This is a genomic window from Paracoccus sediminilitoris, from assembly GCF_003259195.1.
GTDB lineage: Bacteria > Pseudomonadota > Alphaproteobacteria > Rhodobacterales > Rhodobacteraceae > Paracoccus > Paracoccus sediminilitoris.
In genome coordinates this window covers 1-18,496 of sequence record NZ_QJPK01000036.1, presented here as the reverse complement: position 1 = coordinate 18,496, position 18,496 = coordinate 1, and the positions used below count along the sequence as shown (strand labels likewise).

General features: G+C 56.1%; 14 protein-coding genes and 4 pseudogenes. 11 read left to right on the top strand and 7 right to left on the bottom strand.

Annotation, left to right across the window (positions count from 1 at the left end):
- From DKT70_RS18480 to DKT70_RS16465, 8 genes and pseudogenes are all read left to right on the top strand, one after another.
- A pseudogene (locus tag DKT70_RS18480) lies at positions 1-119 on the top strand (recombinase family protein); the annotation flags it as partial.
- A gap of 135 nt (positions 120-254) precedes the next feature.
- Positions 255-1,448, top strand: a complete 1,194-nt coding sequence (gene repA, locus DKT70_RS16495) for a plasmid partitioning protein RepA (RefSeq protein WP_111560171.1) — start codon at positions 255-257, stop codon at positions 1,446-1,448.
- Positions 1,432-2,361, top strand: a complete 930-nt coding sequence (gene repB, locus DKT70_RS16490; RefSeq protein WP_111560170.1) for a plasmid partitioning protein RepB — start codon at positions 1,432-1,434, stop codon at positions 2,359-2,361. The genes repA and repB overlap by 17 nt, the downstream gene beginning before the upstream one ends.
- A 211-nt stretch (positions 2,362-2,572) precedes the next feature.
- Positions 2,573-3,796 (top strand): plasmid replication protein RepC, encoded by a 1,224-nt coding sequence (gene repC / locus DKT70_RS16485; RefSeq protein WP_111560169.1) that lies wholly within the window; start codon positions 2,573-2,575, stop codon positions 3,794-3,796.
- A gap of 1,271 nt (positions 3,797-5,067) precedes the next feature.
- Entirely contained in the window at positions 5,068-5,229 is a 162-nt protein-coding gene (locus DKT70_RS18105) for a hypothetical protein (protein ID WP_158530135.1), read from the top strand.
- A gap of 334 nt (positions 5,230-5,563) precedes the next feature.
- A complete protein-coding gene (locus tag DKT70_RS16475) occupies positions 5,564-5,752 on the top strand; it encodes a type II toxin-antitoxin system HicA family toxin (RefSeq protein WP_111560167.1) in 189 nt (62 codons plus the stop codon).
- Positions 5,753-5,808: 56 nt separating this feature from the next.
- The gene (locus DKT70_RS16470) at positions 5,809-6,204 is read left to right on the top strand and encodes a type II toxin-antitoxin system HicB family antitoxin (RefSeq protein WP_111560166.1); all 396 of its coding nucleotides are present in this window, start codon (positions 5,809-5,811) and stop codon (positions 6,202-6,204) included.
- Positions 6,205-6,604: 400 nt separating this feature from the next.
- A pseudogene (locus tag DKT70_RS16465) lies at positions 6,605-6,957 on the top strand (hypothetical protein); the annotation flags it as partial.
- Between the two features lie 123 nt (positions 6,958-7,080).
- Here the strand turns inward: DKT70_RS16465 and DKT70_RS16460 are convergent.
- On the bottom strand, positions 7,081-7,524 hold the full coding sequence (locus DKT70_RS16460) for a pyridoxamine 5'-phosphate oxidase family protein (protein WP_111560165.1): 444 nt from the start codon (positions 7,522-7,524) through the stop codon (positions 7,081-7,083).
- A gap of 569 nt (positions 7,525-8,093) precedes the next feature.
- The gene (locus tag DKT70_RS16455; protein WP_158530133.1) at positions 8,094-8,621 is read right to left on the bottom strand and encodes a thermonuclease family protein; all 528 of its coding nucleotides are present in this window, start codon (positions 8,619-8,621) and stop codon (positions 8,094-8,096) included.
- Positions 8,622-9,728: 1,107 nt separating this feature from the next.
- On the opposite strand from DKT70_RS16455, the pseudogene DKT70_RS16450 reads away from it, so the two are divergent.
- Positions 9,729-10,221: pseudogene (locus tag DKT70_RS16450) on the top strand (transposase).
- 1,775 nt (positions 10,222-11,996) lie between these two features.
- Here the strand turns inward: DKT70_RS16450 and DKT70_RS17860 are convergent.
- From DKT70_RS17860 to DKT70_RS16440, 3 genes are all read right to left on the bottom strand, one after another.
- Positions 11,997-12,332: a hypothetical protein gene (locus DKT70_RS17860; RefSeq protein ID WP_146612667.1), complete on the bottom strand. Its 336-nt coding sequence runs from the start codon at positions 12,330-12,332 to the stop codon at positions 11,997-11,999.
- Between the two features lie 252 nt (positions 12,333-12,584).
- Positions 12,585-12,914, bottom strand: a complete 330-nt coding sequence (locus DKT70_RS16445) for a hypothetical protein (RefSeq protein ID WP_111560163.1) — start codon at positions 12,912-12,914, stop codon at positions 12,585-12,587.
- A gap of 468 nt (positions 12,915-13,382) precedes the next feature.
- Entirely contained in the window at positions 13,383-14,243 is an 861-nt protein-coding gene (locus DKT70_RS16440; protein WP_111560162.1) for a DMT family transporter, read from the bottom strand.
- A 138-nt stretch (positions 14,244-14,381) separates the two neighbouring features.
- Here DKT70_RS16440 and DKT70_RS16435 point away from each other — a divergent pair, with 138 nt between their 5' ends.
- Both DKT70_RS16435 and DKT70_RS16430 read left to right on the top strand, forming a co-directional pair.
- Positions 14,382-15,737, top strand: coding sequence for an aminotransferase-like domain-containing protein (locus tag DKT70_RS16435; protein ID WP_199559634.1), 1,356 nt, complete (start codon positions 14,382-14,384; stop codon positions 15,735-15,737).
- A 949-nt stretch (positions 15,738-16,686) separates the two neighbouring features.
- Positions 16,687-17,403 (top strand): aspartate/glutamate racemase family protein, encoded by a 717-nt coding sequence (locus DKT70_RS16430; protein WP_111560160.1) that lies wholly within the window; start codon positions 16,687-16,689, stop codon positions 17,401-17,403.
- A 29-nt stretch (positions 17,404-17,432) separates the two neighbouring features.
- Here DKT70_RS16430 and DKT70_RS18475 read toward each other — a convergent pair.
- Positions 17,433-17,636: pseudogene (locus tag DKT70_RS18475) on the bottom strand (GNAT family N-acetyltransferase); the annotation flags it as partial.
- Between the two features lie 415 nt (positions 17,637-18,051).
- Entirely contained in the window at positions 18,052-18,471 is a 420-nt protein-coding gene (locus DKT70_RS16420) for a VOC family protein (protein WP_111560159.1), read from the bottom strand.
- Positions 18,472-18,496 lie beyond the last annotated feature (25 nt).

Sequence of the window (18,496 nt, the reverse complement as noted above, 5' to 3'; positions counted from 1 at the left end):
AAGCCATCTGCGCCCGCCTGGAGGCGATGCGAGAGCGCACCCCGCGCGGCCGGACCACCTGGCAGCCTTCATCGGTCAGAATGCTGCTGGAGCGGGCAAGGAAAATGGGGCTACTTTAAAGATGGGCATTTGGGTGGTCAGGACTGACTGCCATCAAATCTAGAAAGTGCTTGCACGAATCTGGTCGGTTGGGCAATAGTCGCGAAAAATAACGCGCGGCCACTTAAAAAACGCGATCACGGATCGGGGCAGATATGAGCGAAGTTGAGCAGGATCTAGACATCGCCATTGGGCACTACGCGGAACTTCTCGCGTCAAACCTGCATGCTCAGCGCGCTGCCCACTTCCCGCCGGATGCAAGGAAGGTGATGCGCACTTTGACCAGCGGCGAAGCTGCTGAACTCCTTGGTGTCGATCATACCTATCTTCGCAAGCTTCATCGAGAAGGAAAAATCGTTGACGTCGAGACGACGGCTGGAAGTCATCGCCGCTACTCGCTCGACGATATATGGGAAATCCGTCAGACACTTGAAGGAAATACAAAGAAGTCTGGAACTTACGTGCCTGGTCGTCGCGACGGTGACGAGCTCCAAGTCGTTTCAGTGGTGAACTTCAAGGGCGGGTCAGGCAAAACGACGACGTCTGCTCACCTCGCTCAACGCTTGGCGCTTAAGGGGTACAGGGTTCTTGCTATTGATCTCGACCCTCAAGCATCCCTTTCGGCTCTTCATGGAATTCAGCCGGAACTCGACCTTGTGGAGGGCGGAACCCTCTATGATGCCGTCCGCTACGACGATCCAGTTCCGATCAGCGAAGTCATCCGCGAGACCTACATCCGCGGACTTGATCTCATCCCGGGCAACCTTGAATTGATGGAGTTCGAGCACGAGACGCCTGCTGCTATTCAGCGAGGGGGAGCGAAGGCGTTCTTTGCAAGAGTTCACGACGCTCTCGATAGTGTTGAAGCAAACTACGACGTTGTTGTAATCGACTGTCCACCGCAACTTGGCTTTTTGACGATGTCAGCACTTTCCGCGTCCTCTGGTGTGCTTGTGACGGTTCACCCGCAGATGCTTGACCTCATGTCGATGTCCCAATTCCTGCGAATGACTGCGGATCTATTGGGAGTGATCAGGGATGCAGGTGCAAATCTGCGCTTCGATTGGCTGCGCTTTTTGCCAACGCGATACAAGGTCGGCGACGCGCCACAGACCGAAGTCATCGCTTTTATTCGTAGCCTGTTTGGGAGGTCGGTCCTAACCAATCATATGGTTGAATCGACCGCAATTTCTGATGCCGGCTTGACGAAGCAAACGCTCTACGAAGCTGACAAAAAGGACTTCACGCGTCAGACGTTTGATCGTGCGATCGAATCCATGAACTCAGTGAACGATGAGATCGCTGAAATCATCCAGAACACTTGGGGGCGAAATGACAAGAAAGCCTAAACTTGGCTTGCCGCTGCAGACCCTTCGCAACGCTCCTGACGCTCTTGAAGGGCGCCGTCTGCGTGGCGGTGTATTTGAGATCGATCCGGCGCAGATTGTTATCGAGGGGCGGTTAGATGACAGGCTTCAGATTGAAGTTGAGGGCCTGAAGAACTCTATTTCCAAGAACGGTCAGCGTGTGCCTGTCTTGGTCCGCCCACTGGAAAGCGATCGCTACAACCTGATCTATGGTCGTAGACGCCTAGAGGCATGTCGCGAACTCGGTATCAAAGTTCGAGCCATCGTTACAGAAGTCGAGGGTGACCAAGCGCTTCGAGACCAGCTGCTCGAGAACCAAGAGCGTCGTGATCTGAGTTTTATTGAGCGCGCGCTTGTTGCGACGGCGCTTCTGGAAGGTGACCATTTGGAAGGGGCTGAACGCACCAGTCGAGGTGTAGCCGAAGTCCTTAACCTCCACGAAGCTGGTGTCTCACAACTCTTGAGTGTCGTTCGGACTGTCGGCGAGGGACTCATCCAAGCAATTGGCGCAGCCCCCGGGATTGGCCGCCCCAGATGGGAAGAACTCAAGAAGGCCTTGAGTGCCTACGACGGTGATCGAGACCAACTGCAAGCCGTAGCTCATGAAGCCAAGACCGAAAGTTCCGGCTCGGTCGATGAGATTTCTGATCGTGCGTTTCTCGCAGTTTTGGAAGTTGCGAAGAGCGCGGAGAGGAAGACTAGTGCGCCTCGCAAGGACGCACCTGCTTTAGAGATCCCTGGCGTCGGAGCAGCGACAGTCAAGACCGGTCGACAAGGCAAGCAGCTAAAACTCGATCTGATTACGGATCAACCCGATTTTGTCAGCTGGTTGGAGGGCAATGCCCCAAAGCTGATTACCGAGCTTCATGAGCGCTGGAAGCGTTCAGGAGACTGAGCAAGAGCAATTAACAAGGAGGCACGATACAGGCAAAAAAGAAAAAGGCCCCGAGAAGCTAGCTTCACGAGACCTTTATAAGGTTTCGCATCGGGATCAGCCCGCTACAAAATCTCAGTTTTCGCACTTCTGAATGTAGCGTTCTGGCCCCTACTCCGCAAGCGCAAAGCGATTCGCGGGCCGTAGAAATTTTGCCTTCGTGAATGTTTTCATGGAGTACACACCGATTTCGCCGTATATGCGGCCGATTTCGCACGCCAATCTGCGCTTGATCGAGCGCCCTAAGGCATCTGTTCCGGCCAGACCTGTCAACAAATGGGAACTCCTACGCGAGCTTTCCAAGGCGCAAGCGGCCTTTGGCGTGGCAGAACGTGATCTGACCGTTTTGCAGGGGCTCCTCAGCTTCTTTCCGCACGATGCACTTGGCGGGAACGCCGAAATGGTAGTTTTTCCCTCAAACAAAGCGATCTGTGAGCGCCTGAATGGCATGCCCTGCTCTACAATGCGGCGTCACCTGGCGCGTCTTGTTGATGCTGGTTTGCTTCAGCGGCGAGATAGCCCAAATGGGAAGCGCTACGTCCGCAAGTACGGCGAAGAGCGCGTAGCCTTTGGTTTTGACCTGTCTCCACTCTACAGCCAGTCCGAGGGGATCGCGCGGGCCGCTGAGGCTGTGCGCGAAGCTGAGGAGCGTGTCAGGCGTCTGAGAGAGGTCGTAAGTCTCATGCGACGCGATCTCGCAGCTCTGGCGATGTTTGGAGAGGAAATCCAGCCGGGCCTTGGCCTATGGGATCAGCTTCGCGACACGGCCGCCATCACAGCGCGCGCCCTTCGGCGCAAGCTTTCGATTGAGGATCTGTTGATCTTTCGCGCCGATCTTGAAGTTCTTCTCAACCAGGCACGCGACATCATTGACGGTCCTGAAACAGAAGAAATGAACACCAATAGTGCCCGATTTGAGCGTCACCGTCATAATTCAAATAAAGAATCTATAGATCTTGAACCTGCTTTAGAAAAAAGAGGTGCAGCGGCCGGCGTGGCGGATGAGGATGAGGATGAGGATGAGGATGAGTGTGTGGCTGACCTCTATGAACAGGACACAAGACACCTGCCAAAGATCCCGCTCCACCTTGTGATAGCTGCATGCCCCTCGCTCCAGACCTTCTACCAAGGCGAGATCCGGCATTGGCACCAGCTTTTTGATGCGGCAAGCCATGTGCGACCAGCCATGGGGATCAGTGTGTCAGCATGGGAAGAGGCGCAGCGGTTCATGGGCCCGGAGCACGCTTCGATCGTCGTTGCTGCCATCCTGGAACGCTTTGACGATATCAAATCGCCTGGTGGATACTTGCGCGCATTGACCGGCAAAGCGGCGGCCGGCGAGTTTTCTTGTGGGCCGATGGTCATGGCATTGATTGGGCGGCGATCTGCAGCATAACAGCTGTTAAGATGGAGAGACTGCATACTCTTTCGCTAACTCGGAAGTGACGACTTAACAGCTGTTAAGTCTTGTCGTGCGAGTGTCAGAATATGAGGGGGAAAGGTTCATTGGTTTGATGGTTACATTAAGTGAAATCAAAAGAATGGCCCCTGTCCTATTCGAGCTTTATGCCGAAGATGAAAAGGTGCTGGAACAGCTGATGGCCTTCAAAGTCAATATGGATTACGAGCATGAGGTTCAGGTTTGAGAGGCGAGCCATTCATCTTGGAACAAAGAGCTTTGTTAGATCCGGCGGTTGCCGACGAAACTTTTATGCACATTTCTATCAGTCGTGCGGTCTTCGCCGGTATCGAGGTCTATTAGGCTGCTGGCGGCAGCGTGTTGCATGATCTCTTTTGGGGAATGGACGGCGACTAGCTTATAGAGCTTGCTCTGCTTAATTATCTGCTCAGCGATTGTTCCAGGCTGACACCAAAGCTATTGCGACCGAAGGGTGAAAACGGATCGAGGTTATGCATGATTTACCCTATGGCCACAGCCTAGAATTACGGCGGTTGAACGGAGACACGGTTCGATGACGAAGGCGCGGTCTATGCCAAACTACTAACCGAATTGCGAGAGTTCGAAGAGAAATAGGCAGGCCAGTAGGAGTTCTTCGAAGAAATCGACACGCGTCTTGGCAAGGTCAAGGCCGCGATGGAGAAACTCGAGGCGCGGCCGCTGATCTTTGATGCGAAGAAGATCGGAAGGGCAGGGGGCTTTCGTTGAGCAACGTTAAGTCTAGCTGACAGTTGATCGGGGCCTCGTGCGGCCCAAGGATGAGCCACGGGTAGATCTCGACATCCACCCCGGTTAACAGGCGGCAGATGGGCAGGGCGCTGAGCTATAAGTTGCGAGCAGCGCGGATGGTATCGGACAGGGCAGCATCGTGATCAGTGCGCGTCATGAGAAGGTGAGCCTCAACCGTATCATAGCGCCCCCAAGTGGCCAGAATCGGCGGGCAATACTGATGGAAATTCGCCTGGAAATCTTGATAGAGTGCCATGTTGGTGCAGCAATCGTGGCACTGGGTAGAATTAGATTTCCTCTCCGCTGAATCGCGACATGTAGGCAATGCCGACTCCGTCTCCGTTGGGATAGAGAATCTCGAAATTTGGCTCCGGTGCCTTAAGCCTGTCCCTGATCGTGGCCTGGGACAGTGACGAGTGGCGAGTTTCACGGTTGGCGTCGCTCACACCCCGCAAATAAATTTTCCACGATCCCTGCTGATGGCTGAAACCGTCAATGCAGACGTTGTTGTCCTAGCTAATGATCGCGGATATCCGTTCGAGATAACGCATGGCGAGGTGCAGACCTACCAGCGTGCCATAGGCAAAGATGTAACGTTCGTAGCGATCGAGCAAAAGCGCCCCTGTGGACCTTTCGATTAACCTGAGCGAGCCAATCAAGGGCATAGTGGAACGTCCCAGGTGTCGGTACCTTGGTCTGACCATAGCCAGAGAGGTTGGGCGCAATGAGACATAGAGATTGGCCAAGAGGGGGATCAAGTCCTGGAACATATGGGTGGCTGTCGGGAAGCTAAAACTAGGGATCGAGCTTTAACTGATAAAGGACGGCCCGTCTTAGGTAAGCTGACCCAGTTTTTCGCACCGGATAGTCGGTTCCACTGCAATTGCCAGCGGTGGCTGCTTCGTAGAGCATTTATATACACACTATTGCACATGCTATCAAAGTGTGTATATAAATGCTCATAAAGGAAGGGCAATGGAGCTAGAGACCAACTCACGAAAGCTCCTGAAACTGTTGAAGGCGGAAGGCTTCGAAGAGGTCCAGAAACGAGGGTCACACATGAAGCTTCGAAAGGGTGACAAAACTGTAATCCTACCCCACCCCAAAAAGGACCTACCGCTAGGGACAGTCAGAAGCATCTATGAACAGGCCGGGCTTCTCTAGTCCGGCTACCCAGCCCATGACCCGACCATCATCCAACCGAAGGAAGCAAATGTAATATGAAGTACTTTACTGCTATCATCCATCAGGACGAGGGCAGCTCATTTGGCCTGACCTTTCCGGATCTACCAGGCTGTTTTGCTGCCGCCGATGACTGGAACAATATTTCGGCCGCAGCGACTGAGGCGCTCGATCTCTGGTTCGAGGATATGCCTGATGTCGAACCCACAACCCTTGATACCATTCGAAACCGCCCGGAGGTAATAGAAGCTATAACAGCCGGCGCTATCTTGATGCCCGTGCCCTACATCCCGGCCGATACTGCGGTCGAACGAGTAAATATTACGATCGAGCGCGGACTGCTTCGAGCAATCGATAAAACAGCTAAAGGGCGCGGAATGACCCGGTCCTCCTTTCTGGCATCCGCTGCCAGGCATGAGTTGGTAGGGGCCTAGCCTAAACGAAAAAAGGCCGTTTCCTGGTTTTGAGACGGGGGGGGCGGTCATAAAACGAATAACGCTCCTACCTAGAGAGTGAGCAGCCGTATGGCGCATGGGCCATTCATAGGTCGCTAGTTCTTAAACACGCTTTGCACTGCGCCGGGACCGCAGGAGGATTAAATCAGATTCTTGAGGCCCATTTGTAAAGGAACGAGGGGGGGGATCGCGATTTTCCCCACCCAGTTGCACATCACGAAGAACGGTCCAGCGCCTGGCCGTCGCACGGCCTGCTTGGTCTGCCCCCTGAAAAGTGGTCCTCCCTGCGATATGGCTTTTGAGCCATTTAAAGGATGCAGGAATGCCCCATAGGAAGCACGAGCCGGAGGAGATCGTCGCTAAGCTCCGGTAGGTTGACGTGTTGATGTCGCAAGGCCAGTCGGTGGCCGAAGCCGTGCGGTCGATCAGCGTGACGCAGTTCACCTCCTATCGATGGCGCAGGGAGTGCGGTGGGCTGAAAACCGACCAAGTGACGCGACTGAAGGAGCTGGAGAAATCGTTCCATTGGAGCGCCATTGCTTCAAGCCCGATGGCGACGAAGCGGCTCCGGAAGGCCGTCTCTGACCTGACGCTCGAGAAGCTCATCTTTTGGGGTGAGGCCCATGGGACGAACGCATCAGGATACTTCTGAGCCCCGTCCGCCGCCGTGCTTGCATCAAGCATGTCAGGCAGAAGTTCCGGATCTCGGAACGGCTCCCCGTACTCGGCCAAGGTTGCGTGGAGGTGGACCGGTAGGGGCTTGTCGGATGCTGGTTTACCGGACTGTTTGCTCTCATCCGCCTCAAGCGTCAAATCTCAACCGCCGCCGCAGTTCATCGCGGCGGCGGGAGCTGTTCAGGCCTTGGAAGGGTCGACCTCGCCCTCTTCCTCGCCATCCCAGTAATGCACGCGCACAGCATGAACCTTGATCAGAGCCATGCCCGGCGTATCGATTCCGTCAGGAAACCAGCGATCAATGTCAGAGGACCAATGATCTGCGAAGGCTGCCTTGTCGCGGATGATGAGAGCCTCTCCTTCAACGGCGACAAAAAGCGGCGGAGCGCCAAGAATGCCGGCGCGACCTTGGAAGGACAGCGCGACATGATGGTCGCGCTCGATGTCGCTGACGGTGCGTGTGTTTTCATAAGTGAAGTAATAGCTGTCGCCGTCCCACTCGACCTCGCTGTTGTTGCTCATTGGGCGGGTGGCTAATTGCCCGTCCTCGGTTCGGGTGGTCAGCATGGCAAAATCAATCTTGCCCATCGCCTTTGCCAAATCCTGAATTGTCTTGTGGGCCATGGTCCCTCCTGAGGGTTAAGGATGCACACTGTTCCGAACGCTGGCCCGATGCGTTTTGTTGCACGCCTAGACATAGATCTCTCAAGGAGGTTCAGACTGTATCAGGCCGTGCAACCAGCTTCCGGAGGTGGGTTTGCAAGGATAGGGGAAGTTCGTGTCGGAAGGTCATGCGGGCCGTGCGGCAGCTCCCTGCTGGCGGTGGTCATGCCATCTCGGCCATCCGGCCATTTTACAGTCGGGCGCTGCGCCATCCCTAGGACATGGTCAGGTATGGTTATGCGAAGACCGGGTCGCGGCGGCAGAGGGAGTCTTCTGCTTTAGCCAATCGGCCATGACCACGACCTTAGAGATGGTATTTGCGGCAGCGGCGCAGTCAGACAGCCAGCGCGCCGTCCAGTCCGGGCCCGTGCTGGCATAGCAGGAGATACATCCAAGGCGATGGCTCCCCATCGGGGTCATCTCATTGCCACACACGCCACACCAGTCACCACGCATTACCGTCTTCTCCATAGCCTCTCGGCTTCGAGTAGCACGGTAGAGTTACCGATCAGCTAATCGCAGCTCTCTCTTCAGTTCGTTCCCCTGTCGCGCTTGCGCCAATCCCAGGGCATCTCGAACCTGCTGCTCCAGACACCGCGTTTTACATCCTTGGCGGCTTGCTCCTCGGCGTCGTATATGTCCCCGCCATACTGCCGGTAGGCCACGGCATAACCTTGCGCCACCATCCAAGCATTCAGGTTGCGCTTTCCAGTCCAGCATTCTGCTACCACCCGGCCATAGCGATCGGTGTCGCGCGCTTCGCAGCGAAGCTCCCGCCGATGAACCGCTTCCACCAGCGCATCGGTCGATGCCTCCCCGCAAGCCCAGTCCGACCGGTTTCGTCGACAGGTTTGCTGCCCCTCTGGGGCATCGATGCCGAACATCCGGATCCGCGTGCCATCGATGTCCAGCGTATCGCCGTCGATGACATGTGCCAGACCCGCCACCTGTTCGCGCGGTTGCTCAGTCCGAAGAATGTCCCGAAGCTGATCTTCCAACGCATCACGGATCTGGGGGCTTCTGTCCCCGATCACCAGGATCGCGGCAACAATGGCCAAAGCACCTAGTAGCTTCTGCAAGGCGCTTCGGCGACGTGTCTTTTGTCTCGAACTCATGGCTGGCGGTGTGGAGCCAAACACAAACCCCCGCAAGGCGGGATTGGCCCATTGCGTCCAAACAGCCTCGTTCTGGCGCCGCCTTGCAGCATCCCCAGGTCGGACGTTCGTGCTAGGCGCAGCGAGTTCGTTGGGTCACAGTCTGCTCTGCGCGACCAAGCAGTGGTTCGCTGCACCTACAGTACTGGATTCATGGACTGTGTTCGAATGGCGCCGAAGGGCGATAAAGCCGACTGACTGCGGTGCGGCGAGTCAAAGCTCTCTGGTGCAAGAGCGGATATTCGTTGCCGGCCCAGAGCAGCTGAGGCCCAGACCGTGATGAAGGGCGGAAAGCGGCCTTTCGGTGGTGCGGTTAACCAGAGGTCTGCGCACGCCGAAGCGGTCATTCAGCCACAGCGCAGCAAGGTTGGCGCCTAGTGAGTCACAAAGGGCGGAGAGCCGCCTGACGGCAGTGCAGCATAACAAGGGTATCGGGACGTAGCAGCAGACGTTCGTCGCCGTCGCGCCACGGCCTGCGCCAAGTCCTTCACAAAGGGCGGAAAGCGGACTGACGGAGGTGCGGCGAACCCGAGGGCTCGCGGCGCAGAAGCAGACATTTGCTGTCAGCGCAGCATGGTCGGCGGTTGATCCGTCACAAAGGGCGGTTTGCGGACTTGCGGCAGCGCAGCGAACTGACGGCCTCAAGACGCTAAAGCAGCCATTCGGCCTCGCCGCAGCCTAACAGATGCCTGACCCGCCGCGAAGGGCGGTGAGCGGCCTGACTGCGGTGCGGCGAGCCAAAGCTCTCAGGGTGCAATAACGGACATTCGTTGCCGGCGCAGCGCGGCTGAGGCCCAGAACGTGGCGAAGGGCGGAAAGCCGTCTTTCCGCGGTTCGGCGAGCTAAAGCTCTCGGACATAAGAGCAGACGTTCGTCGCTGGCGCAGCACGAGCGAGGCATGGACTATCACGACGAGCCCAAACCTTTCAGCGAGTGCCGGAGCGCTAGGGTCCAGACCCATTGATTTTACCCTCTTTGCGTGATTCAGGCCGCCGCCAGGAGACCTGATTAATGAGCAACCTCTTCTGGCTGACCGAGGCGCAGATGGCGCGTCTTCGTCCGTTCTTTCCCAAGAGCCATGGCCGCCCGCGTGTGGATGATCTGCGTGTGCTGAGCGGCATTATCTTCGTCAACCGCAATGGCTTGCGATTGTGCGATGCGCCGAAGGAATACGGACCGGCCAAGACCCTCTACAATCGCTGGAGGCGTTGGAGCGATAACGGCGTCTTCGCGCGGATCATGGTCGGCCTGGCCGCCGAAGGCGCCGATCCCAAGACGATCATGATCGATGCCACGTATCTGAAGGCGCACCGCACGGCCTGCAGCCTGCGTGCGAAAAAGGGGCGCGCACTCGCCAGATCGGCCGAACGAAAGGCGCAATCGCATCGAGATCATGTTCGGTCGTCTGAAGGACTGGAGACGTGTCGCCACGCGTTACGACAGGTGCCCGGAGACATACCTCTCCGCAATCGCTTTGGCCGCAACCGTCCTGTTCTGGTTGTGATCAAGAACGAGTCCCGACCCTAGCGAAGGCGATTCAGAATTAGGATTGAATTATCGTGTGGAAAGTATATCCGGCGAGAATGTAGCCAGTGTGGATTGCGTTGGTGAATAAGTTTGATGCTCGCGTTTCGCAAGGTTCTCTGAGTTTCAGGGTCGTCACCGACCACGCAGATGTTCCAGCTTTGGTTGATCTTGCGTGTGAGGCGCATGAGGAAAGCAGGTTTTCCTACATACCTTTCAGCGCGGAGGAAGTAAGGAAGATAGCTAAAAATTCGGGACACTCAGCTTTGTTTGTTCGGGTTGATGATCTGCAGTTGGTCTCCGCCGACTATAGTAACCTTTGTCTGTCAGAGATTTCCAAAAATTTGAAAGGGCGATAATTGGGCAATTTCGATTATATTAACAATAACGATGCCGCATTTTGCGGAAAGCCGTGGGATCGTTTATTTTTCGCGGTGATATTCATTTTTCTAACCTCTTGTGGTCCAAGCCCGCAATATCTTTCCGGGAGAGTTGATGAGGCGGCCGAGGGCGCTATAAGGGCAGCTATATCTGATCTAAGTATGGAGGCAAACTCCGAGAGGAACCTTGCTCTGATTAATCGTCTTCAGTCTGATATTCCAGATAGATGCATTCGAAGTGAAGCCGCTTTGGTGTGTCAGTCACAAAATATAATAAAATTTCAACACAAAAATGGGGCGTCAGCTGAAAGGGTAATAGTGTCGTTAATGCTATTAAATGAAGGCTCTTATTGCCGTTCTGAAATGCGGCTAGTTGAAGATGCTGGAGTGCTTGCGGAACACGAGATATTCTCAATAAACAGGGTGACCGCAGGTGGGGCAAAATTGATTGAGATTGTGGGCCGGTCAGAAACATTGAGGTTAGCCGGTACCACACATCGCTTTTTGAATACATGCAAGGGTAGTAAGTAATGGCTTCGGCAACCTATGGCGTGAAGGACCTTTCTAGTCCTGACCCTAGGTAGCTCTTCTGTAAGCTTGACTTGACGTTGCTATATGATGCTATTTTCTGCAGGTAATGCGTTTAAATGGACGTTAGGATGTAAAAATGGAAGATAAGAACAATTATAAGCTTGCATTCTACATGACACTCTGCGGCTTGTTAATTGTCCTGTTGGAGATCGACGACCCTATTATTAGGAAAATGAAATATTTAAACATAACAATGCTTTTGGTTTCAACAGCCATTACTATAAAAGAGCTGTATATGAAATTTAAAAAATAAAATCGATATACACAGTGTTAGCTTTGAAATTAACAAATAATTTGGATTTATTAAATTATCGAATAATAGTGTTCTATTACTAATGGAAGAATGTCTCGAAATTAATCCAAAATTTGACCGATGAAGATAGGTAGGACTGTCACTAGAGTGATAATTTCACCCCGCAAAGCAGGCCGTGCCTGGTCCCTTGCGCCACGGCGAGCACGAACGTCCGCTCTAAGAATGCTACAAAGCGGCGCCAGACCAGTGCTGACTGTCCGCTATAGGTCGGGCCGCTCACGCTGCACCTGCATTCGCTGCAGCTATCGCGAATGTCGCTGATGGGCTCTTAACGTCGATTTGCCGGCATTGGTGCCGGCAACGGACCTGGGCGGCCCCTGACCAGCGCACTCGGCCCAAAGCTGCCAGTCGGTCTCTGACTAGCGCTGCGGTGCAGCTTCCCCAGACCGGACGTTCGTGCCTGGCGCAGCGAGATCGCGCAGGCAAAGTCTGCTATGCCGGACGAAGCGGACAAATCTCACCTCGCAGAAGTCAAGGACGCCAAGTCCAGGCACGAACAAAAGCTGCCGTAATACCTGCGCATAGATCCGTTTTCGCGAATGAGAGAAAAGCAAACAATGAGAGCACTGAGTACAAAATTAAAGAAATGCCTCCGCCTTGAGACCGAAGAAAAAACTCTATGTCCTCAATGGCGGACATAGCCTGTAGATCCTTGACCTCGTTTCCTAATCTGTCTTCAAGATAGCCACTAAGATGCGTAACTATTTCTACAGCTTCCATCCAATTTCTTGAACGCTCGACCCACGAAACAACCAACAGACCAACAAATAAGAGAAGATTGGCTAGCTCAAAATAACCCTTCTTCATATCTACTCCGGATTTAACACGTTAAGATATCGCAATGATGCCATCCGTCTGCAATGGGCTCTTCGCGTCGATCTGCCGCCCCTAGTGACCGCACGGGCACGCGGCGTCTTTAGATTGGCACACTCGGCCCTTTGCAGCCGGTCGGGACGGCATTTCTGCTGCAGTGCAACTTCCCAAGAGCAGACGTTCATGCCCGGCGCGGCGAGATCGACAGGTCACTGGCTGCTCTGCGGGACAAAGTGACGGTTGCTCTTATCGAACCTCGAAGTCGATACGGTCACGGGTTAGACCGTTCCACCCCTGGACGATGGAAAGCGAACTGTTGGAGCCAACATCTTTACAGTACGCTTCTCCATCCATCAGCACGTTCAATTTTCTCCCTATGAGATCCTGGGGCCCTATGTATTCCATACAAGAAGCGTTCGACACGGGCACAACGAGCACGCTGTTTTCTTTCGCTCCCTTGCAGCGCTGCAAAGGCTCTCCAATCAAATCGTAGCCAACGAGGCAGACTTGCGCGTAACCGTCAAACCGTGGATCGTTCAGAAGAATTTCCCGCCCGCTCAAAAGTTCGGATAGCATTACGGACCGTTGAAGAGTCTGTGCTTCTTCAATTTTTGTCTCCGGTGGAGTGACAGCGCACACTGCTAGCGCGACTGATGACAGAGCCAGACAGATTATAGTCTTAGATTTCAATGCACACCCTTAATGTCGTCTTCCGGCATTGCCAGAGTCCCTCATGGTGAAAGTTTTGCTTGGTTGGCTGCGCTACGGCAAGTTAGCGTCATGCAATATATGCAGATGACCGCGGAGGGCTCTTGACCTACCACGTCAATCTGCCGCCATTGGCGACGCCGCGAGATCACGGGAGCCTCAGACCCGCGCTTTCGGCCCAAAGCCGCCGGTCGGTCTCTGACTGGCGCTGCGTCGCAGCTTCCCCAGATCGGACATTCATGTCTTGGCGCAGCGAAACGTAGATGGCACAGTCCGCTATGCGGGACTTCCCGGTCAGTGACGAACGAAACACATTCTCAAGTTCACCGTTTGTAATCATGCAAAACGCTTTGCCCCTGCAACGCAGGCCACGATGAGCAGCGTCACGGCGATCATAGACCAAGCCACAGGTTCACCCAGCACTACACCCGCTAGTGCCAGCCCGAAGAAGGGCTGCAGGAGCTGCAACTGGCCAACCCCTGCGATGCCACCAAGAGCTAGCCCTCGATACCAGAACACGAAGCCGACCCACATGCTGAAGACGGAGACGTAGCCTAGGCCCAGCCAAACCGGGATTGTCACGCGGGTCCAATCGGACGGCCACGTTCCCACTGCGAGAACGGCCATGATAGGTGCGGCCAGAAGCAATGCCCACGAGATGACCTGCCAGCCGCCGAGGCGCCGGGAAAGAACGGCTCCCTCTGCATATCCCAGTCCACAGATCAGAATCGCGGCCAACATCAGCAGGTCGCCGGTAAGGGTGCCATCAGCAGTCTGCGACCAAGCATAAAGCGCGACGAGCAGGCTCCCTCCACAAGAGAACAGCCAAAAAGCTCGCCGAGGGCGCTCCCCGCCCCGGATCACCCCGCAGATGGCCGTCGCCAGCGGCAAGAGGCCGATGAATACGATGGAGCGGGCCGAGGTGATGTGCTGCAAGGCAAGAGCAGTCATCAATGGAAAGCCGATCACGACACCCGCAGCCACAATGGCCAGCGAAGGAAGATCGCTTGTTGAAGGTCGGGCCTGACGCCAGAGAATTAGCGCCATCACCGCCAGAACCGCTGCGATGACGGCGCGGACCGAAGTCAGAAACATCGGAGAGAGGCCAGATACCGCCACCCGTGTAGCTGGTAGGGATGCACTGAATATAATGACGCCGATGAGGCCGCTGCCCCATCCCTTGCTTGCAAGTCCCATAACTGCCCTCGTTGTTTTTTCGCATGGTTAGGAGAAGGCGGCTGGTGGCGACAGGCACGGAAGGCATACAAAAGCACCGAACTGTACTCCTCACCCAACCCATACGGCTGCCCTATGACAAACCGGACGACACAGGTGATGGCTGCGATCCGCCACATGATCGCGGAACGTACGCTTCTTGCTGGGGAGCGGGTGCCGTCAATCCGCGGCCTCGCGGCGAAGATGGGCGTCTCGCCTTCGACTGTGGTCGAGGCGTATGACCGGCTGGTGGCGGATGGGGTGATCCTGTCCCGGCCGGGTTCCGGATTTTATGTCGCGAACCGCGCAGCTTTCACGAGCCTACGGCCTCCGGCGACCGATCTGGACCGGTCGGTCGATCCGCTTTGGGTGTCGCGGCAATCGCTGGACGCGGCGCATGGTGTGCTGAAGCCGGGATGTGGGTGGATGCCGCCCGACTGGATGCCGCAAGCGGCGATCCGGCGCGCGCTGCGTCAGATCAGCCGAAGCGACGATGCTCTTCTGGCGGACTACGGCAGCTCGCGCGGAGGGCAGGACCTGCGGCACCTCCTGGCGCGACAATGCGCGGAGGAAGGTTTACCGGTCGATCCCGACATGGTGCTGCTGACCGGTTCAGGATCGCAGACCCTCGACCTGATCTGTCGTCTCTTGCTGCGGCCAGGGGATACGGTTCTGGTCGATGATCCCTGCTACTTCAATTTTCAGGCGCTGCTGCGCGTTCTCGGGGTCCGGATCGTTTCGGTGCCTTTCACACGGGAAGGCCCTGATCTGGCTGCGTTCGCCGAAGCGCTAAAAACTCATCGCCCAAGCCTCTACCTTACGAACTCGGCGCTGCATAACCCGACCGGTGCCACTCTATCGGCACAAACCGCGCACCGTCTGCTGTTGCTGGCGTCGGAGTGGGATCTGACCATTGTAGAGGATGACACATTCGCTTCTTTGGAGCCGGACCTGTCACCGCGCCTCGCAATTCTCGACGGCTTGCAGCGCGTCATCCGGATCGGCAGCTTTTCCAAAACGCTATCGGCTGCGGCGCGCTGTGGCTACGTCGTAGCACGGCCGGAACTTGTTGAGGCGCTGACGGACCTACAGGTCGCCACCAACTTCGGGGGTCCGAGCCCGGTTTCCGCTGAAATCGTTCGGATCACGCTGGCGGACGGAAGCTACCGCAAGCACATCGTCGCCACCCGAAGCCGGCTCGCACGGGCGCGGCGGGACGCCTCCAAAAAGTTAGAACGGCTTGGGATCGTACCCTGGCTCATGCCCCGCGGCGGCTTCTACCTGTGGTGCCAATTGCCGGAGGGACAGGACGCGCAATCCCTGGCAACGACCGTGCTGGAGAGAGGGATAATCTTTGCCCCTGGCAACGTCTTCAGTGCCGCAGGGACGGCAGAAGACTTCTTGCGCCTAAACGTTAGCCAAGTAACACCCTCTGTCTATGAAGACTTAGCAAAGGCACTGCGAACGGCGGCTTAGGGTTCATTGAGCCGATCTGCCGGTCATGTGCCGGAAACCGCGCGGGGTAGTCGCTGGCGCACGCGCACGGCCCATTGCCGCCGGTTGGTCTCTGACTGGCGCTGCGGTGCAGCTTCCCCAGACCGGACGTTCGTGCTTAGTGCAGCGGGATCGGCGGGTCACAGTCTGCTATGCGGGACCAAGCGGACGCTCATCTAAGCAGATGCGTGATTATGAGCGCTTGGATAGCTGTCAGAATTCCGATTGGGAAATGGAGAGGCATAATAGCACTGTCTGTCGTCACATGCGACATTAGAGCAAATAGGAGGCCAAACCCGATGCAGGCGGGGAAGCCAGCAAGGATGCGCGATTTGAGCGAACCAGCGACAATAGAATGCAGTAAAAACGGCCCCTTCAAAGGCGGATAAAGCCGTTGCATTGACGAACCTGCGATAGCTCTTTCACGGGCGAGGGTAGCCGCATTCAATCGGAATGAGGCATAGAAGATCAATGGGATAGTCGTGAGTCCAGAGATGAGAACCAGGGCGATTGTGAAAACAGGTAGGTTGATGTCCCCTGCATGCCGATAGACGTAGACGCCGCCCAAGAAGACTATGGGTAAGGGGAATGATAATAGGCCTGCAATGACGATCTCACGCAGAAAGGCCCCTCTTCCAAGAGTAAGAGCCGTCGCCTCGCTCGAATCTGGGTCCAGTATGGAAACCGGGAACTGAGACACGTAAGGGCCTATAAAAACTGTCTGCACGCATTCAGTTTAGTCAGCCCGCAACCGGCGGCAATGGGCTCAAGTCGACCGGTCGCCCATGGCGACGGCACGGGGTCGCGGCAGCCTCTAATCGGCGCACTCGGCCCTTGGCGAACTCTCAAGGAATGTGAAGCGAGGGTCGGAAAGAGCCCTTTGCTACCGGTCGCCAAGACGGCTACCTTCTAGCCAGAGGGAGCATACTGGATGAAGAAGATTGGAATGATCGGCGGCCTGAGCTGGGTCTCGACCGCCGAATACTACAAGCGCACGAACGAAATGATGCAGCAGGCAGCAGGGGGCGTGTCTTCGGCCCGCATCGTGCTAGAAAGTGTCAACCGGCAGAATTATGTGGACGCCGTAATCCATCGGCGTGACGAGGATGCGGCTTGCCAGCAGATCCTGGCCTCGGCCCGCGCACTGGAAGCAGCAGGCGCCGAGTTCATCGTCATCACCTGCAATGACGTCCACCGCTTTGTGCCAGCCATCCAGCCCCTTATCGCCATTCCTTTCCTCCACATTGCCGATGTGACGGCCGCGGCTGTTGCGGCGCGGGGGCTGCGTCGGGTTGCCATCCTCGGGGTTCGCAAGACTATGGAAAGCGACTTCTACCCGGAGATCCTTGAACGGCACGGGGTCGAAGCCATCATTCCGAGCGAGGCTGAAAAGGCCTTCATCCACGACAGCATCTATGACGAGCTGGTACAAAACCGGTTCCGGGACGAGACGCGGCAGGAGTATCAGCGCATCATCACGGCCTTAGGGGAGCGTGGGGCTGACTGCGTAGCCTTGGCCTGCACGGAGATCCCGCTCCTGCTCCGGCCCGAGGATGCGCCTTTGCCGGCCTTCTCGACCACCGAGCTTCACTGCAAGGCGGCCGTGGCGCAGGCGATTGGTGGCAATGGACGTACATCGCTAGCTTGAGGATTGATGCAAGAGCACTAAGCGGTCCTTCAGCCGTAGTGCCTGTAGACGAGATCTGAGGGATTAGGCCGCTGCGCGTTGGCATCCAGCGTTGCACCGAGCCGTTCGGCCAATCTAGATGATCTTGCATTGTCAGGACCGACATAGCTCACCAGCGTTTCAATGTGCCTGACAGCAAGGCTCCATGCTCGCAAGGCTGCTGCGGCTTCGTATGCGAAACCGTGTCCCTCGGCCGCAGGGTAGAGTAATTATCCCAATTCGAATTCCGGGAACAATGGCCCTGAATTGATCCCCACTTGTCCGAGACATTCGCCGCTGGTTGTGTCCTCGATCATGAGGGCACCACATCCGAACAAGCTCCATTGGGCGTGATCGGCACAGAACATCCCCCAGGCCACGACAGCGGAGAATGGACCACCCATGTAGATGGAGCGATCTGACGCCATAAGACTATAGTAGCCAGTCCAGTCTGCGGCCCGCATGGGCCGGAGGGTAAGGCGGGAAGTGGTAAGAGTCGGGATCGTGTTCATCTGCGGCCTTTTTCTCTTGCCTACACAAATCTCACTACGGATCGCTGACAGCCTCCTCCCGCATAGAGGCCTGGCGCCATCAACGCGAAGAGCCCACAGCCGCCGATCACGATGAGGGTCAATCTAAGAGGGTTCGCCCATTTGAGGGATAGTCCCGGTAATGCTGAAGGCGGGAAGCCAATGATCCAACATGAAGCTCTAACTTGTGCCCATCTGGATCCAGGAAATAAAGCGACGCGCCCTCTGAACGGTTTTCCTTCCAGATCGGTGCGGTTGTACGGACCTGTGCGGCCAGAGCCTCGAAGTGGGGTGGCGCAACATCGAGGGCGAGATGAGTGTAGTCATCCCGCCTTGCATGCTTGGCGTTCGGGTCTAATGAAAGGCACAGCCATAGTGCGCCTGCTTCTAGATAAGCCCCGTCTTTCCAAATGGCGTGCAATCGGAAGCCCAGGGTGTCCTGGTAGAAGGACACTGATCGGTCCAAGTCCGCTACGGCCAATGTTACATGGTTCAGGCCGGCCACGCGTGGTTCGGACATAGCACCCCCTAGCAGCCCTCGACGC